Source organism: Kordia sp. (assembly GCF_022447245.1).
Taxonomy (GTDB): domain Bacteria; phylum Bacteroidota; class Bacteroidia; order Flavobacteriales; family Flavobacteriaceae; genus Kordia.
The window spans coordinates 1-18,375 of record NZ_JAKVBC010000061.1 but is presented as its reverse complement, the minus strand read 5'-3'; the positions used below and the strand labels follow the sequence as shown (position 1 = coordinate 18,375).

General features: G+C 33.1%; 13 protein-coding genes. 10 read left to right on the top strand and 3 right to left on the bottom strand.

What is annotated here, in order from left to right:
- Window positions 1–73: 73 nt before the first annotated feature.
- Window positions 74–919 carry a hypothetical protein gene (locus MK119_RS23505; RefSeq protein WP_290684046.1) on the top strand — a complete coding sequence of 282 codons (846 nt, stop codon included), beginning with the start codon at window positions 74–76 and terminating at the stop codon, window positions 917–919.
- A gap of 79 nt (window positions 920–998) precedes the next feature.
- Here MK119_RS23505 and MK119_RS23500 read toward each other — a convergent pair whose 3' ends face one another.
- The gene (locus tag MK119_RS23500; RefSeq protein ID WP_290684044.1) at window positions 999–8,648 is read right to left on the bottom strand and encodes a T9SS type B sorting domain-containing protein; all 7,650 of its coding nucleotides are present in this window, start codon (window positions 8,646–8,648) and stop codon (window positions 999–1,001) included.
- Between the two features lie 934 nt (window positions 8,649–9,582).
- On the opposite strand from MK119_RS23500, the gene MK119_RS23495 reads away from it, so the two are divergent.
- From MK119_RS23495 to MK119_RS23465, 8 genes are all read left to right on the top strand, one after another.
- On the top strand, window positions 9,583–10,185 hold the full coding sequence (locus tag MK119_RS23495) for a recombinase family protein (RefSeq protein ID WP_366512868.1): 603 nt from the start codon (window positions 9,583–9,585) through the stop codon (window positions 10,183–10,185).
- Between the two features lie 4 nt (window positions 10,186–10,189).
- Window positions 10,190–10,651: a recombinase family protein gene (locus MK119_RS23490; RefSeq protein ID WP_366512867.1), complete on the top strand. Its 462-nt coding sequence runs from the start codon at window positions 10,190–10,192 to the stop codon at window positions 10,649–10,651.
- A 197-nt stretch (window positions 10,652–10,848) separates the two neighbouring features.
- Entirely contained in the window at window positions 10,849–11,130 is a 282-nt protein-coding gene (locus MK119_RS23485) for a hypothetical protein (RefSeq protein WP_290684042.1), read from the top strand.
- Between the two features lie 162 nt (window positions 11,131–11,292).
- Complete coding sequence (locus MK119_RS23480; protein ID WP_290684040.1) at window positions 11,293–11,994, top strand: phage integrase SAM-like domain-containing protein; 702 nt, start codon at window positions 11,293–11,295, stop codon at window positions 11,992–11,994.
- A complete protein-coding gene (locus MK119_RS23475; protein ID WP_290684048.1) occupies window positions 11,995–12,564 on the top strand; it encodes a tyrosine-type recombinase/integrase in 570 nt (189 codons plus the stop codon).
- 131 nt (window positions 12,565–12,695) lie between these two features.
- A complete protein-coding gene (locus MK119_RS24485) occupies window positions 12,696–13,397 on the top strand; it encodes a Y-family DNA polymerase (RefSeq protein WP_366512865.1) in 702 nt (233 codons plus the stop codon).
- Window positions 13,398–13,427: 30 nt separating this feature from the next.
- A complete protein-coding gene (locus tag MK119_RS24480) occupies window positions 13,428–13,961 on the top strand; it encodes a DUF4113 domain-containing protein (protein WP_366512866.1) in 534 nt (177 codons plus the stop codon).
- 18 nt (window positions 13,962–13,979) lie between these two features.
- Window positions 13,980–14,708 (top strand): SOS response-associated peptidase, encoded by a 729-nt coding sequence (locus tag MK119_RS23465; protein ID WP_290684038.1) that lies wholly within the window; start codon window positions 13,980–13,982, stop codon window positions 14,706–14,708.
- 233 nt (window positions 14,709–14,941) lie between these two features.
- Here MK119_RS23465 and MK119_RS23460 read toward each other — a convergent pair whose 3' ends face one another.
- Window positions 14,942–16,105, bottom strand: coding sequence for a tyrosine-type recombinase/integrase (locus tag MK119_RS23460; RefSeq protein WP_290684036.1), 1,164 nt, complete (start codon window positions 16,103–16,105; stop codon window positions 14,942–14,944).
- A 308-nt stretch (window positions 16,106–16,413) separates the two neighbouring features.
- On the opposite strand from MK119_RS23460, the gene MK119_RS23455 reads away from it, so the two are divergent.
- Window positions 16,414–17,667, top strand: a complete 1,254-nt coding sequence (locus tag MK119_RS23455; RefSeq protein ID WP_290684034.1) for a phage integrase SAM-like domain-containing protein — start codon at window positions 16,414–16,416, stop codon at window positions 17,665–17,667.
- Between the two features lie 30 nt (window positions 17,668–17,697).
- Here the strand turns inward: MK119_RS23455 and MK119_RS23450 are convergent, their stop codons facing one another.
- On the bottom strand, window positions 17,698–17,931 hold the full coding sequence (locus MK119_RS23450; RefSeq protein WP_290684032.1) for a hypothetical protein: 234 nt from the start codon (window positions 17,929–17,931) through the stop codon (window positions 17,698–17,700).
- Between the last annotated feature and the right edge of the window lie 444 nt (window positions 17,932–18,375).

Genomic DNA, 18,375 nt, shown 5'->3' with positions numbered 1-18,375 from the left:
GAAAAATAAACAAGTAGCTTGATATATGATTATTCACTTAACTTAGCATAAAACCTGTCCTCTGAATGGGGGAATGACCAGTATTAATGATTTGATGTCTATACAATCACAGGTTTTCTTTTATTTGATATTTTCAAATTTTTATTTTACTGAAAAAGATTTGCATAATGAATTGCTATTTTTAAATAAAACAATACTAGTTTTTAATAATAATGTTCAATACAAAAAAGAGAATCCTTTGGATTTTATATCAATTTACATTAGAATAATTGACATCCATAAAAATTATGAAAGCTCTATTTTTTATGAAAAAATAAACACACTGAGGAGCCTCGATTCAACATTAAGTTTTAAAAAAGATGTAATTGAAGAACGCATTTTTTTTCACACATCAAAAGCTGAGTTAGAACACTTCATTTTTAATAATAATATTGCTGTAGCTCATGAAACTATGATCAAAATAAAAGAAACAATATTAAAAAACAAGTATAAAATAGAGCCCTATTATTATATAGATTTGTACTATATTTTTGCTTGTATTCACTTTCTTAATAAAAATCTTTCAGCCGCATTAAAGTTTATTAACACCATATTTAATGAGTATAAATTAAAACAAAAGCCTTCAGTTTATATCAAAACTGAGCTTATGAATATTATCATTCATTTTGAATTAGAAAATTATGATGTAACTCTCTATAATATTGATGGTTTTAGAAAAAAGTATCTTCCCATTTTTAAGATTAATGCTATTGAAAAGAAAATAATAAATATTATCTCTAAAATTTCAAAAAATCCCAATTCAAAGATCAAATTGAAAGAGTTTGAAAAATTATCTACAGAACTAGAAGCATCGGGAATTTTAACATCAAGTGTTTCGAATTGTTTTTATATAAACTATGTAAAATCTAATGCTTCCTAACTGTTATTTAATTAATTTTAAGAAAATAACAGTTAGAAATTCTTATTATTCAATACTATCCAATTCTTAATAAATCACATTATCTTTTGAGTGTAAAATGATTTTTAAATTCTTTTGATGATCCATCAAAAGGATCTACATATTCAACTTTGAACCAATAATCATTAGACGGCATTGGGTTTCCATTGAAAGTCCCATCCCATCCTTGTCCAGAAGGACTAATCTGCTTAAGCAGTTTTCCATACCTATCAAAGATGTATATTTTAGCACTTGATTGATTTTGTAATCCAATGATATTCCATGTTGGATTATAAGCATCTCCATTTGGTGTAAAGAACTTCATATAATCTATAACTAAAAAGCCTTTTACTAATTCTCCACATCCATTGGTATCTCTTACAATAATGACATGTTCTCCCGGTTGAAGATCTAGAAATTCACCATTTACTTGCCATTCTCCATCATCCAATTGATACTCATAATTCCCTGAACCACCTGAAGCAGTTGCTGTTACATTGTGTATGTCTGCAAAGGCTGGTGTTGTAATTTGAATATCAAGTACACTTGGTGCCGATGATGCTTCATAGGTAACACTATCAGTATAGGTACAATTGGTTGGATGATTTTCATCCGTTATTATAACACTGTATGTTCCAATGGTGGTAACTTCAACTGTGGCAGTGGTTGCTGTTCCATTCGGTGTTGTCCATTGATATGTGAATCCAACTCCAAAGTCTACACCAATAGTTCTAGTTTCTAAAGCGATTCCTGTGTCTGCATCTATACATAAAATATCATCTGCTGGTAACGTAAAGACAGGTAATGGATTTACTTGTAGATTTACTATAATTGGATCGGAGATGCATCCAGTGATGGTTTGACGTACATTTGCATATAAAATCTGCGGATTGGATGTATTTGTATACGAATCAGCATTAACAATAGCATTTATATTTGTAGCTGCATCCATAGCTGTTTCATAATAAGATACTACCATATCGGTTTGACCGTTTATAATAACTGCATCCAAACTTGTTAAATCAAAAACCGCTGTATTTTGATCTGTTTCACTTGCAGCACATAACTCATAAGTGGATGGCGCAGTTGCCGTTGGAATTGGCTCTACACTAAGTTCTAAACTTGCAATGTTATTCGTATTGACACATCCAGTAGTAGTATTTTCCACTCTGATAAATACTGTCTGTGGATCAGTTGTATTTTCAAACCCATTGGTTAGAGCTGATGTACCAGCTAAAGCATCTGCTACTGTTGAATGATAACTTACAGTAAAGTCATTCATATCCTGTGGAGCAGTTAGTAAATTAAGTGAGGCTGTAACTACATCCCAATCAAACTGTCCTGTATTATCAGCGTCATATTCACAGAATACAAAGTTAAAAGCGGTATCAGTAAGTACTGGTAGCGGATGCACAATTACTGGCAATTCTACAATGGTATAACAAGGTAACATGTTACTATCAATCTGAACATCACTCTGCACACGCACATAAATAATCACCTGTCCATTTGCATTGGCTGTTGCCATATCTACCATATGCATGGTTGGATCTATAATCGGGTTCAGATTGTCGGCAGCATCCATCTGTGTTACATGATAGCTCACTGTTACATTGTTTTCATTATCCACAATCTCTGCCTCTGACAAAGTTAGATCAAAGGTTAAAATACCATCAATATCATCATCACACTCCATGAGCGGTTCAGGCATTGGGTTAGGTGTTGGAATTGGAAGTACGCGCAATGTCATAGTGATATCTGTGGTACATCCAGCTGCATTGATAGCTCTGATGTAGAGTATTTGTAGGTTTTCTAAATTTTGATAAGCTGTTGGGTCAACAATAGGAGTATCACTAGCTAGATCAACTGCATTCGCATAGTAAGAAAGTGTTAAACTGGTGTCGCCGCCTGTAATTTCCAAATACTTATCGGTTAAATTAAAAGTTGTAAGTTCATCACTTTGATCACCACTTTCTGCATCATCACATAAAGCAAATGGTGTTGGTTGTACTAATACTGGAGGTCCAGCTACAATAAGGTCAAAACTTCCAATAGCATAACAATTAGTCGTATTGTGTTCTAATCGTACCCAAATCGTTTGCTGATTCGCTATAATGTTAGTGTAACTCGTTAAGTTCACTATTGGATTTGATTCATTTATTGCATCTGTTTCACTCTCATGATAAGTTAGTGTATAATCTCCTGGTGTTTGAGTCCCATAGATTTCTGTTTGTGTCTGAGTCAAATCAAACATTGTAATTCCATTTAAACTATCTGCCTGATCACAAACCGTTAGATCTGTAATATTTAGAGGCAATTCTGGAATTTGACTTACGCTTAAGATTAGTGGTGTTACTGTAAAACATCCTGTTACAGTATTGGTAGCCAATACATATAAGGTTTGAGTATCCATTACAATGTTAGTGTATGGACTTGTCAGTGCGTCTAAATTATTGTTGGCACCTATTTCTGTTTCATGAAAAGTATATACTACATCTGGTTCATTGTTGATAATAGCACTTGTTAAACCCGTTAAATCAAAACTAGCAAATCCATCATTATCATCATCACAGATATCAGCTGTTAACATCCCATTTGGATCTAGTGTTGGGCTTGGCAGCGGGTTTACACGAATGTCGAAGGTAATAGTGTTTTCACAACCTGTAGTATCATTGGTTCCCTTTACAAAGATTGTCTGTACTCCAACCTCCACATTGCTATACATTGTTGGATTAGCAATTGGTATATTGTTCGTTAAATCTGCTGCACTTGCATAGTATTGCAAGCTAATACCTGGCATGCTATTTAGTAAATCTTCAGCTAATGAAGTTAAATCAAATACTTCCATACCGTCATTTAAGCTACTAGCATCACAAAGTTCCAAACCTGTAAGCTGTACAAGAACTGGAAGTTCATTGACTATCAATGTTAAGTTGGTAATACCAACACAACCTGTATTTTGATCTTCCACACGTACCCAAATTATTTCTGGACTTGGTGGAGTGTTACTGTACGCATTTGTATTATTGATTTCTCCCGTAGTAGTTCCAGCAATAGCATTTACCTGCGTGTTATAATAACGAATTGTATGTGTCATAGGATCTTCTCCATTTAGAATATCCATTTCACTTTCTGTTAAATCAAACTGTGCAATTCCATCAGTATTATTGTCACATTCAGCTAAACTAGTTGCATCAATCGCTGCAATCTCTGGCGCATCATGTACAATTAAATTTAAAGGAACTACATTGAAACAGTCACCAGTAATACTTGATACACGAACATAAATCGTTTGATTGTAATCATTAATATTTGTATAAGCATCCATTAATGAGTTTACAGCATTGTCTGCATCTTCTGGTGTTTCATAAAAGGTTACTATAACGTCTGTCGATCCACCTGTAATTTGAGCTGTGGCATCACTCAAAATAAAAAGCCCAAAACCGTCATTGTCTGTATCGCAATATTCTAAAGGTGCTGGAGAAGAATTAGCAGTTATTGACACTACCGTAATAGTCATTGTCTGCACTGTTGCGCATTCACCGGTATCTGGTGTAAACGTGTATAACGTTGTAGCAGTATTATCCAATGCTGGTGACCAAGTTCCACTTATTCCATTGTTTGAAACTAATGGTAAAGCTGCTAAAGTATCTCCTTCACAAATATCGGCTACTTGCGTAAATGTTGGGGTTACTTGTGAGTTGACTGTAATATTTCCCACTACAGAAAGATTTGAACATCCACCCGTAGTTGTCAAAGTGTAACTAAATGGAGAACCTACAGCCGTTGTTGGTGTTCCACTAATAGTAAAAACTCCTGAAGTAAATGAGCCAGTTATTCCTGCTGGAAATGTACCTGAAGATAATAAAACACCTGTGGCACCGGAAGTTCCTGATGTTAATGTATAAGTAATTGGAACTATGGGTGTATTTTCACATATCGTTTGTATGTCTGTTCCTGCTGCTGAAGACAAAACAAGCAATGGAGGCGAACAATTTGTTGCAGTACATTGCAAACTAGCTGATTCTAAACATGTTCCTGAAGCACCGATAGGGGTTACTGTAATTTCTACTGTATCACCTGGATTGATTGGATTGGAACCTGTTGAGGATGCTGTGTAGGTCAAAACATTTCCTATATTTCCAATATTCACAATTGGATTTATTCCTATCTGATAAGAAACAGTATAGGAAGTAGCTCCGGGAACTGCCGTCCAATCGAATTGAGTAGAACTTAAGGTTGCTGAACCACAACTAATAGTCGGAGATAAAAGCGCATTAATTGTTACAGTTTCTGTTACCATACAACCATTGGTATCAGTGTAGGTTATATCTGTTGTACCATCACTTACTCCAGTTACTAATCCTGTATCACTTACTGTTGCCACTGCTGTATCTGATGAAATCCAAGGATTGGATGCATTAGCTGTTCCCGATCCAGTTAACTGGGTCGTATTTCCAACGCAGGCAGATAAAGTGCCTGAAATAGTACACAAACAAGGAGCAACATTGACAGTAACATCATGTTCATATTCGCAACCAAACTCATCTGTTGCGGTAAAGGTGTATGTAAAAGATCCTGCATCAGAAAATGGACCAATTGTAATGTCATTACTTAATTCAGTTCCAGTACAAGTTCCTGAAGTTGGACATATATCAGCTCCTGGATCTGTTACATTGGTAGATGATGTTGTTTGACCAGAAACTGCTGGTCCTGTGCCCAAATGTGACCATACTGCCGTCGTTAAATCTGGAGTTACAGTTTCAAGTGAGTAACAGGATTGAGGAAATGATAAAGACCATGTTTCCAGTACACCATCATCATTTACTTCATGATCTTTAATTTCTAAAGTCCAAACACCATTTAAATCAGCTCCATCTAGAGTCGTAAAAGGGTTGTCAGAAGTGTATGTTTGAGACACATAATAATAGCCTATATTTGGCCATGGTCCAATGGGTGAGCAAGGACCTGTATAGGTAGCACAAGGTGTTGATGTAGTTGTATGTGATGATGCATCATTCCAATCTGCTCCTCCACTATGAACTATAGAATAAGTCGTTGAACATCCGGGAACGCCATCATCAGCTTGATTTACACAAGCTCCAAAACCAGTAGGATCTACCAGATCTCCTAAACGATCAAAAACTACTACAGATTCTCCAGTTGGAGAAATTAATGTAATTTCAAGATCTTGTGTAGCTGAGTGTTCAATATCAAATGTTAAAACCGGATAACAACTAGCAGACATCGTTGCTCCACTTGTGAAAAAACCAGTAAAATCTATGGTCGAAGTATAAGCAACACCCGTCCCATCTGGTAAATTAATAGTAGCAGCATTAAAAACAGGAGTTTCTTGGGTTTCTGTTTGTGATGTTACTAATCCTACAAGATTTGCACTTTCACCACAATTTATGTCTATAATAGTGGATGATCCTGTAAAATCTGGATCTGGTAAAATGCGTATTAATTTTGTGATAGCATTGGTGCTTTTACATCCTAGAGGATTCTGGGAGGTATTATCATCCCTCACAGATACAGAAGCTATGTAAATTTCATCATCAGACGGGTATGTGTGAGAAACTATGGGATTTGCTGTTGTGGCAGTAGTTCCGTCACCAAAATCCCATTCATAAGATATTATTGTTTGCCCTGGTGCTGCAGTAGAGTTAGAAGCATCAAAATTTACAGTTAAAGATCCTGGGGTATTTGAATCTGGTCCGCATATGTCAACCATTGAAGCGTCGACCAAGGCTGCTACCGGAGGTGTGCATGGAGAAAAACAAGATACATTAGCTAACCAACCTGAATCGGTAACAGAAGAATCTGATTCAAAATAAAATGTTAAACAACCATCAGGACTTGTAGAGGTTATACTAAAAGGTGGTAATGTTCCGCAATATTGAGTATCTGGGGTTGCTGTTTCAGGATTGGCTTCAATTCCTTGCCAAAAGTTTAAATAATCGTAGCATGCTCCTGTGAAGCTATCTTCTGTGCTGAAAGATAAAAAATCAATTTGAATTATATCTCCCGGAGTATCTGGGCAATAAGTTACTGACCAAGATTCATTGTTATCGTAATTACCCGCATCGCCAGAATCTGTAAAAGTTCCTGAACAAGTATATATTATATTTGATGTTGACAATGTAATGATGACGTTCGTATCCACTGTGCCACAAGCTGTTGGTACTGATATATTATATGCTCCGGGAGAGCTTGTGCTTGTAGTAATCTCACCAGTTGTTGCATCAATAGTTAATCCAGTTGGAGATGATAAGTACGATCCTGTTACTGGACCATTTGTAACTGATATAGATTGATTGGGATCACTCGTTGAATATGAGTTAGCTGAATACGCTATTGTTGTTGCCGCTCCAGAATTTACTGTTACGGTTATATCTTCAGAACAGGTTGAAACTCCATCTGTAATAGTTGCTCTATAATTAGTTGTTGTAGATGGACTAACATCAATAGAAAGAGTTGACAAAGCAGAAGTAGCAATCACCGTATTAGTTGATAAATCTGTTATGGTTAATGTTGTTGGATTTTTAGTAATGATATTTACATTATCAATTCCCCAACTATCAGTATTTCCACTTGAATTTGAACCTTGAATCCATCTAAAACTAGTATTGGCTGTTTCCGCCAAAGCAGGAATAGGTTGAGTAATTGTTGTCCAATCAAAAATATAATCGCCTACTCCCTTGTAACCAAAATCTGCTTCATCACATGGGAAAATATATTTAAACGTTGTCCAACTAAGACCATTATCTGTTGAATATTGCAAATATACTCCTTCATCTTGATCTGTTGATTCACAACCATTCCCTCCATTATCATCTGAAGCCATTCTCATGTCAAAAGCAATTACACCTCCATTGGATATATCAAAGTTCTGTGATGTAAGTTGCCTAACTCCGCTGGTATTTTGCATCCATACGTATAAAGATCCATCATTAACAGTAGTATTATTTAAATTTGGCTCACATCCTAATTGATTAAAAAATGAAAAAGAACCATTTGTACCTGTCCAGCCAGTTCCTAAAACACCTGTATTAAAATCGTTTGTTAATGTAGCGGAACCAACAACTCCATTTGCAGTAAGTGTTGTGGTGCCTCCTGTACATATTGAAGTTGGATTTGCATTGATATCTACTGTACATCCAATGGAAGCGACATCAAAAAGTGAAATATTTGCTTCCCAACCAGGCGTTGTGTTTGATTGAATATTAATAAAACTGAACGTTAAAGTTCCATTTACATTTGAAGCGCAAAACTTACCTGGTTTAAATTCAGCAGGAAATCCATTAGCAGCACGTTGTCCAGAACGATTGGGAGTTGGAACAGTACTGTAAGCACCAGAATAGTCACCTTGTAGTGATCCAATTAAAGGACCAGCAGTAGTAGAGCCATCATATATTTCTAGTCTATCTGCATTTCTTATATAATCAGCTGTTGCAAATATATCTACCTCTAAGAAAGAAACAAATGATGTAAAGTCAACACAGACTGCTTTTCCTGCTATTGAAGGTGTTAATGTAATTGTATAATTAGTATTTCCATCATTTCCTGTAGATCCTCCAGCATCGTAAAACATTTCAGTTCCATCAACAGATACGGTTCCTCCCTGACTAATCAGAATATCTTGGCTATAAATTGTGCTAATTGAGAAAAATAAACAAACAATAATATCTATTCTATTTCTTGCTTTCATATTTTCAATTTTATGGTTCGGGGTTAAAGTAAGCCATCAAAGATAGTAGATGTGTTGTGTCAAAATGAAGTAAAAAAAACGATGTATTTAGAGTTCGGATTCTTAAAATTATCTTAAAATTTACTAACAAAACACTGATAATCAAACAATTGAAATCAACAAAAAATATTCAGTCACGAATATTTTTAGGAGGTCAGATGTTTAAGTTACAATATCTTTTATGTCCGGCGAAAAATAATAAAACAGCAGTAATCGTTGAGAAATATTTGTCCAAAGGAAGATAAACTACGATCAAAGGAAGATAAACTGCGATCAAACAACATAAATATATAATTATCAATCTTTTTAGTAAACTCAACAAAAAATCAACAGTTTTCAATGATTTTCAACAAGAATCAACAGAAATTACAACGAAATGCAACAGTTTGCAACAAAAAAATCAAGGCATATTTTTTAAAATCAATGTAACCTAGACCGACGAAATCCAACTGAAACCAACAAATGCTATTTTCTTTCTTTTGATCTTTGCAAAGATAGTTTAACAAATGAATTGAAAATAGTAAGATAAGTGATTTCCTTTAGATTGGAGCTGTAAGATTTTGATTACCAAACAAATATAGAGTAGTTGATTTTGAATTTCATTTTTCTGTAATATGGAAAATGTAATCTCAACTAGTTTTACAGGTCACATAAGGAAATTACAAATTGTTGTCATAGTTACAGCAATTCATCATATCGTTAATTCCTAATATGAAAAATGTAAAAGATATATCAACCTTAAAAACAATCTCCATTGAAGAATTAAAAAGCTTCGATGGTTAGGCTGATATATCTTTAGAAGAAGCTGAACATATCATACAAACACTCAAAGAACTATAATTATTAACTCATAACATCATTACAAACTATGAGCAATCTGAATCAATTTTAAAGTATCGCAAAGCGAAGTAAGCATCAAACCATTAGCAATAATAAAGCCGTTTTCTTCACAAGAGTTTCAGATATCAAACAAAGAGATAATAGAAGTTTAGATAGTCAATTAAAATATTGTAGTGAATATGCTGATAAAAACGGTATGGAAGTCTGCGGATATTTTGGTGGCACAAATGAAAGTGCTAAAACAGATGATCGCGAAGAGTTTCAACGTATGCTTACTTTGGTAAAAAAGAAAAAAATAGCCAATATTATTGTCTACAGTACAGATCGTTTTTCACGTGCAGGGGAAAGTGCTATTAATACACCTGCTAAAATTCGTCGTATTGGAATCAATTTAGTAGCGGTGACACAACCCGCAGATACACAAACTTCCACAGGTCGTTTTTATCAAAATTTGAATTTATTGTTTAGCAAATATGATAATGATCAACTACGTTATAAAACCATCACAGGAATGCGTCATCGTTTATTGAATGGATACTGGATGGGAACGGCACCAATCGGATATAAGAATACGAGAGATGAAAAGAGCATTCCGATTATGATTCCGAGTGATAAAGCACATTTAGTCCCTAAAAGCGTTTCAATGGAAAGCAAATGAAAATCTGTCCAATGTTGAAATCATTAAACGATTAGAAAAGTATGGACTTAAAATTTATCGTCAACGATTAACTGATATGTTTCATAATGTCGTGTATTGTGGACTGATTTCTCATAGTATATTAGATGATCAAGTAGTAGAAGGAAAACACAAACCTATTGTATCGAAAGCGTTATTTCTGAAAGTACATGGAATCCAAGAAGCAAAGAATCATAAATCAAAACACAACAAAGCAAATGAGAATTTACCTTTAAAAGTATTTACTACTTGTGCAGCTTGTGAAAGTCCACTAACATATTTAGCAAAGAAAAAGAATATCTACTATTACAAATGTAAAACTGTAGGCTGTTCATGCAACAAAAATGCAAATGATCTACATGGTAAGTTTACCGATATTTTAAATCTACATCAGATTGATGAAAAATTAATCGCTCCATTAAAAACACAATTGAAATATACATTTTAATACTTCAACACCTCGAATTAAGACAATATAGCACGTTTAAAGTATAATTTGAAAGGTATCAAGGAAAATATCAACAAGATTGAAGAACGCTTTGTAATCGGAGAAATAGATGGAAGTTTATATCGAAATATGCAAAGAAATACAAGGATGAAAAAGAAGGAATCGAACAAGAAATTCAAAAAAACAGTTTAGATAGTTTGAACCTCGATATTTACATTGATAATTCTTTAGAATTGCTCTGTAATTTGCACAATATTTGGAGATTAGAGAATTACAATGAGAAACAAAAGTTCCAAAAACTCATGTTCCCCGATGGAATTGTGTATGATCGAAAAAATGATGCAGTTCGAACCCAAAAAGTAAATTCAGTATTTGAATTAACACGTTCTTTATCAATACGTTTCAGTGAAAATAAAAGCGGACAAAAAAACAAAAATGTTAATTTGTCCGCTCCTGTGACCTCGGCAGGAACACGATAAAACAGGTCTTATTTTTTTAATATCCTTTGTTTAAAAGGGTTTGCCTTTGTTTTCAATGGATGTAGTTAGGTTTTATTTTTTGTTAAAACAAACAAAATAGGGTTTTAGTGGCAACTGTAGTGGCAACTAATTATATTTGTATTGCAAAAACAACATCTACTAATGTACTTCAATTTAAAAGAACCTAAAGGCGACAAAGATACTTTAATTATTTTAAGATATTTTATTTCCAAAACAGAAGGGCGTTTCGTTTTTTCGACTGGTTTAACAATTTATCCTGGCGATTGGGACAAAAATACTAAAATGGCAAGAGCCACTAGAGGTCGGTCAGATTTGAGTTCTATTAATCGTAAATTACAGGAATATGTTAATTTTTTAGATAAAACGTTGTCTTATTTTGACTTAAACAAAATTGTCCCTAGCAAAGAAAATCTAAAAAGTAAGTTTTTGGAACATTTTAAACCAGAGGCCACTTCTTCTAAATTTATTTATTTCACAGATTTTGTCGATGACTTTACTGATAAAGCTCCAGAACTTACCAATCGTAATACAAAGAAAAAATATAATCTCACAAAAATAAAACACTACAAAAAAACAAATAATAGAATCAAAGAATACGAAGAGTTTTCCAAGAAAAGAATTAGGATTGATAAGTTTACTCTTTCTGTTTATGACAGCCTAATTGATTACCTAAAAAATAACCGAGGTTATGCGGTTAATACTGTTGGTGATCTAATCAAAAATACTAAAGTATTTTTAAATAAGGCTGAAGAGTTTGGGTATGAGGTACACCCAGATTTCAAAAAATCTAATTTTACAGTTCTCAAAGAAGAAAGTATTTACATTGCTTTGAATGAACAATAGATAGAATTACTTTTTAATCATGATTTTTCAGAGAATGATCGTTTACAAAATTGCAGAGATTTAGCTATTATTGGTTTGTGGACTGGGCTTCGCGTTTCTGACTTTTTATCGTTACCTGAAATAAAACAGAACGAAGATTTTATTACAGTACAGCCAAAAAAGACACTTCATTCATCGGGGATAAAGGTAGTGATTCCTTTGCATCATCATATAAAAGAAGTGATTGAAAAAAGAGGTATGCCAAGAATGATATCAGATGTAAAATTCAACTTGTATTTCAAAGACGTATGTAAGGAAATTGGTCTTACAAAAATGGTCAAAGGATCACTAATGAATCCTAAAACCAAGCGAAAAGAAATAAAAATGTACCCGAAATACAAATTAGTAAGTTCTCACACGTGTAGACGTTCGTTTGCTACCAATCTTTACAAAATGAACTTTCCAACGCTATCTATTATGAATATTACAGGTCATACTACTGAAAAAAGCTTTCTAACCTATATTAAAGTGACTCCAACTGAACATGCTGAAAAATTACTAAAACATTGGAAAGATTACTATGGCAGGTGAAAAATTATAAATATTCATTCTATTTATGTAATAAAAAACAACAGAATATTGCATCTACAGGAATGAGTCTCCGACCAATTGATTTTTTTATAAATACATACATAATTTTACAATCCCTAAACCCCTAAAATATGTATGCACTAGTAGATGTTAACAATATGTACGCATCATGTGAGCGCGTCTTTAATCCCTCATTAGAAGGAAAACCTGTAGTTGTGCTATCCAACAATGATGGCTGTGTAATTGCACGATCCAATGAATCAAAGAAGCTCGGAATCCCAATGGGAGCCGTGGCACATCTTTTCAAAAAAACATTTGAAGAACATAATATAAATGTATTCAGTTCCAATTATGCTTTGTATGGTGACCTTAGCGAACGTATCATGAATACACTTTCGAAATTTACACCAGATATAGAAGTGTATAGTATTGATGAAGCATTTCTCTACTTTAAAGGCTATGAACGCTTTAATTTTAATGAAATTGGACTCAATATGAAACAAGCAGTAGCCAATGGACAAGGAATACCAATTAGTGTTGGTTTTGCTCCAACTAAAGCACTGGCAAAAGTAGCTAATAGAATCGCTAAGAAGTTTCCTGAAAGATTCAAAGGTGTGTATGTAATGGATTCTGAATACAAACGAAAAAAGGCTTTAAAATGGCTTAAGGTGTCTGATATATGGGGAATAGGAGAAAGGTATGCAAGAAAGTTAAATAGATACGGTATTCAAAACGCATTGCAATTCACAGAGGCTTCCGATCAATGGATACGAAAAGAATTTACCGTAGTAGGATTGAGACTTAAAAAGGATCTGGAAGGAATACCTACATAAACACTCGAAGAAGTAACAAACAAAAAAGCAATTGCTACCACGCGCAGCTTTGCCGTTATGATTTCAGATTTTGAAAGTCTCAACGAACGCGTGGTGACATTCTCAGTGAAATGTTCTGAGAAACTTCGAAATCAAAAATCGTGTTGTAATTTGATTATGGTATTCATTAAAACCAATGGATTTCGTAAGGACCTGCAGCAATATAAAAAGAACATTGTAGTGAAACTTCCTTATCCAACCAATTCTAGTATTGTAATTGCCAAATACGCCAAACATGCATTAAAAGCAATTTTCAAAAAAGGATATCAATACAAAAAAGCTGGTGTCATTGTTATGGGAATTGTTCCAGATACCAATCAACAGCTCAACATGTTTGTAGAGAGTAATCAACGACACAAACCGTTAATGCAAACCATAGATATGCTCAACAGCAAATATGGCAGTCATACCTTAAAACTTGGTTCGCAAGACCCAAAACGCGCTTGGAAAATGCGTCAGGAACGTTTGTCACCTAATTTCACGACAAGCTTAAATGAAATAATTGTAGTAAATTGTAATAGATAAATCCCTAAATAAATACAAATGTGTTTTCACAGTAGTCAAACCAAGAAAGCTGTACAATTAGAACATCGTTTCGATGCAACAATGGAATATCCTGAATTATATGAACCGTATTTTCATTTTAATGGATGGGAAACAAAATCTTTATACATCATAACACAAGATGATCCATACTTGATAAAACCAGCATATTGGGGACTCATGCCTTCATATATGGATATTTCAGAACGTTCTACACAATTGAAAAGTTGGAATACTTTAAATGCTAGGAGTGAAGCTATTTTTGATAGTCCTTTGTTTAGAGAACCCGCATTGAATAACAGGTGTTTAATTTTAGTTGATGGTTTTTTTGAACCGCATGAATTTCAAGGTAAGAAATACCCATACTACATTCGTTATAAAAACAAAGAGGCGTTTGCTTTCGCAGGGATTTATAACCACATGGAGGATGATATTTATACTGCTTCCATACTTACTACAATAGCTAATCCATATTTTGAACATATCCACAATAAAAAGAACAAGCAAGGGCAATATAGAATGCCTTTAATTTTAGATAAAAAGGATGAAATGGAATGGATTAACCCTGATTTAAGAGAAGGCGATATCCAAGAATTAACAACGACCTTTACAGGCGAAGAATTTGAAGATTATGCTGTATCTAATGACCTTTTTAAAAGAAGTGTAAACTCAGATAGACCAAGCATCATAGAACCGTTTCACTATCCTGAAATGAATACTTTATTTTAATTATCATGAATAAGTATCTTCCTCAGCACTACATTGATATTATTGATTACTTTGAATCAATAGAAATATCTGAAGAAGGATTTAGTTTGAATAACGCAGAATATGTAAATAATGCAAAAGTATTTGTAGAATCACATATTCGAGTTCTTAAAAACTGTCATGAAACTACTGCAAAGTCATTTTATAAAAGGCTTTTAATCTGTAGAGATATAATTAGTAAAACTAACTAATATTTAAAACTCTGGAGATTTATCAATTATGTCTTTTTTGTAGATCCCTTTAATCTCCTTTGCATAGCGCTCAGTCATTTTGGTTTCGCTATGGCCGTACTGATTTCTAATGGAATCAAGATCGACACCAGCTTTCAATTTATCATCTCCTCCTTTATGCTTGTAAGAATACATATTTACATCAATACTTAACCCATCTTTAACAATTTTCTTCCAACGCTTAGTGGCGGTATCTCTTTTAATTTTAGTTGGTCCAGGAATAAAATCAATAAACTTGCCAACGTTACCTCTTCCACTTTCTCGATAGCTACCAAATAGATAAAAATCTTTTGGGTACATGGAAAGGTCCATAGAAGAAAGTAACTCCCATAAATGTTTGTTTATCGTAACATTTCTTTTTTTTGTTCCAGACTTTGTTATTTTAGGTGGCAGCCTAATTTCTGAACTGTTCAAATCAATCATGTGAAGTTGAATGGATAAAATTTCTTTCGGACGAATGCCTGTATGATATAGTGTTTTTATAAAATTAAAAAAGTAAGGATGATCAGAAGACAGTTTAGTTTTTATTTCTTTATGTTGGGAATCCGAAGCAGTTTCGTTTGCAGTACTTTCTTCCTCTGGAAGCCTTTTTATTTTATGAACTGGATTGTATTCTAGTATATCCCATTCAAGTAATTCGTCTAAAACAGCACTTAGGTAATTCAAATTCTTATTGTATGACTTGTTTGACCAATTATTAAGAATTTGAGCTTTTTCAAAGATTGTTTTGATATGCACTCTTTTTACTTCGTGAACAACAAGGTAATTTAAGGAAAGCTTTTCAATTGCTTCTTTAGTGAAGCTTACAGTTCCACTATATCCGGAATATGTTTTTTTAGCAACGTATTTTTTCTTTTTTTCTAGACCGAAATCCATTGCTTCGGTAAAAAGCATATTTTTATTTGTGGCTTTTACTTCGCCAAATGGGTTCCAACCATTTTTTAATTTTTCATGAAGAACTCTTGCAAGAGCTCTTCCTTCTTTACGGCGCTCAGCAATATCTTTTATGCGATTAATTCCAAGTTTGTAACGTTTCAAACGTTTGTTATATCTGAAATAGACATACCATCCACTTTTTTTATCAGATTCTACTAATTTGGGTTTTGTGAAGTTTACTGAGTTTTCCATCTTAATCTTGTTTAAAAATTAAAATGCTTGCGGGAGTGTTGAAAATCAGTATTAACGTGTACACTATTTGTACACTCTTTTTAAAAAGTATTTTGTAACTAGCTGTGACAAGCTAGTTACAAAATTTAGCGGAGAAAGAGGGATTTGAAAGTGTTGTCTTTTGAATTTGTGTTTTTTGGTAAAATGTAGATAAATAAAGGGATTGAATGTGTTTTGGTATCTTCTTAATACTATTAAAATGTGCTTTAAATATAAATTTACTTTCCAATTTACTTTCCAATTTGTATTTTTGGAAAAACAATATTTTTATGTACTTTTTTCTTCACGAACCAAAATCAAATAAAGATACACCAATTTTTTTAATACAATATTTGAAGGATGAAAAGAAGAATTTTAAGTATCCTACAGGTCAAAAAATCAATCCTAATGATTGGGATTTTAGTAATAGACTTCCACAATCTAAGAGAGGAGCTGCAGGTGTAAAAGCTCGTTATTTGAAATCAATATTAGATCAGTACAGTGAGTTGTTAGAAGTTACAATTAGAGATTGTGTTAAAAAAAATAGTCCTGTAACTAGAGTCTATTTAAAAAGTATTTTTGACGGTCATTTCAAACACCAAAAAAGTAAGAAAATTGTTTTAGGTGTTGTAGATGCTGTACAAGATTTTATTGATACTAAAAATAAGTCAGGTGGTCAGTCTGAGTCATGGAACCAAAAATATTCAAACCTAAAAAAGAAACTTCAATATTTTGAAGATCACAAAAGGTCAGAATCAAAAGCAAATGAAAAATTAAGTTTTGATGATATTTCTCAAGATTGGATTGATGAATATTGCGGCTTCTTAAGAAATATTAAAAGAAAGCCTTTCTCTCCTCATAATGACAATACGCTCCATAGAAATATAAACTTCTTATTTACATTTTTATATTGGGCGCATGGGAAGCATCACAATAAAGACCTCTCCAAAATTAAAAATACTGTTAAAAAATATCAACCAGATGATGTTCATTTAACAAATCAAGAAGTAGTGATTTTAGAAAAAATACAATTACCCAGAGAATCACTTGAGAGAGTTAGAGATTTATTTTTGATAGGCGTGTATTCAGGACAAAGATTTTCAGATTACTCAGTATTCGAAAAAGCTGATTTAAAAGGAGAAATGATAATCAAGAAAGCTGAGAAAACAGAAAATGAAAGTTTCATACCGTTACATGCAAAACTCAAGAAGTTGCTTGATAAATACAATTGGAAGCTACCGAAAATTTCAAGTCAAAAATTTAATGAGCATATACAGGAGATATGTGAAATAGCTGAGATTAATGAAAACATAAAAGAAACGATCTATAGAGGCTCTAATAAAGAGATAATATACAGACCTAAATACGAAATGATTTCAAGTCATACAGCTAGGAGGACGTTTATTACATTATCCGCAGAAAGAGGAATGCCAGATCATATAATTATGAAAATCACAGGAATAAAAGACCCGAAAACCCTAATTAAATATAAAAAGACTTCTCAAAGGTCTGTAAGTGAATCGATGAATAAATATTGGGGATGATTAAGAGTAGTCAAACATTACTATATTGGCTTAGTTTTTATCAAGTTCTGTTATTCTATGAATATGCTTTTTTCCTGATAAATTTATGACCTTGCAGTTTTCAGGAATATCAAATGTTTCTAAAGTATGTGCTCTAGGCTTTACACTATCATTAATCGATGTTACTTCTCTTCTGTGAGCCGCAATAGTTTTTGGCGCAACAATATACTCCCATCCATCTAATTCTCCAATATGTCGAACCACTTCATTACTGATAGCAGTCATTAGTTTTTGCATATAATTCAGTCGGCGACATGCTATCAACTTTTATAACAACATAGTCAGTTAAACCATTTTTGTCATAGGTTAAAGAATCTTGAGCATTCATTGTAATCAAAAAAAGCAAAAATGAAAGTAATATTGTTCTCTTGATAAATTGTTATTTATTAAAAATAATAAAATTCTTACATCACTTGTAGTATCGACTTAGGGGATTTTTCCCCTTTTTTTTCGAAAATCAAATAAAAAACAAAACAAATTAAGTATTTTATTGTTATTTGTAAGGATAAAAGTAATTTATAAATTCCTTTGAAATAGCCCATTTTTAAAAGGGAATTTGATATTAATTCTTACAGCAAATTACTGTAGTGTTATATTTTTGAAATTAAAACTGTAAAGCAAATATGGTAAAGCCGTAAAATTTATAAAAGTAAGATTTTTAACAGTATT

Excerpts from the sequence above, each read along its gene's own strand:
- MK119_RS23505 (WP_290684046.1), top strand. The coding sequence starts at position 74 with ATGACCAGTATTAATGATTTGATGTCTATACAATCACAGGTTTTCTTT.
- MK119_RS23500 (WP_290684044.1), bottom strand. The coding sequence starts at position 8,648 with ATGAAAGCAAGAAATAGAATAGATATTATTGTTTGTTTATTTTTCTCA.
- MK119_RS23480 (WP_290684040.1), top strand. The coding sequence starts at position 11,293 with ATGTACTTCAATTTAAAAGAACCTAAAGGCGACAAAGATACTTTAATT.
- MK119_RS24485 (WP_366512865.1), top strand. The coding sequence starts at position 12,696 with ATGTATGCACTAGTAGATGTTAACAATATGTACGCATCATGTGAGCGC.
- MK119_RS23465 (WP_290684038.1), top strand. The coding sequence starts at position 13,980 with ATGTGTTTTCACAGTAGTCAAACCAAGAAAGCTGTACAATTAGAACAT.
- MK119_RS23460 (WP_290684036.1), bottom strand. The coding sequence starts at position 16,105 with ATGGAAAACTCAGTAAACTTCACAAAACCCAAATTAGTAGAATCTGAT.
- MK119_RS23455 (WP_290684034.1), top strand. The coding sequence starts at position 16,414 with ATGTACTTTTTTCTTCACGAACCAAAATCAAATAAAGATACACCAATT.
- MK119_RS23450 (WP_290684032.1), bottom strand. The coding sequence starts at position 17,931 with ATGACTGCTATCAGTAATGAAGTGGTTCGACATATTGGAGAATTAGAT.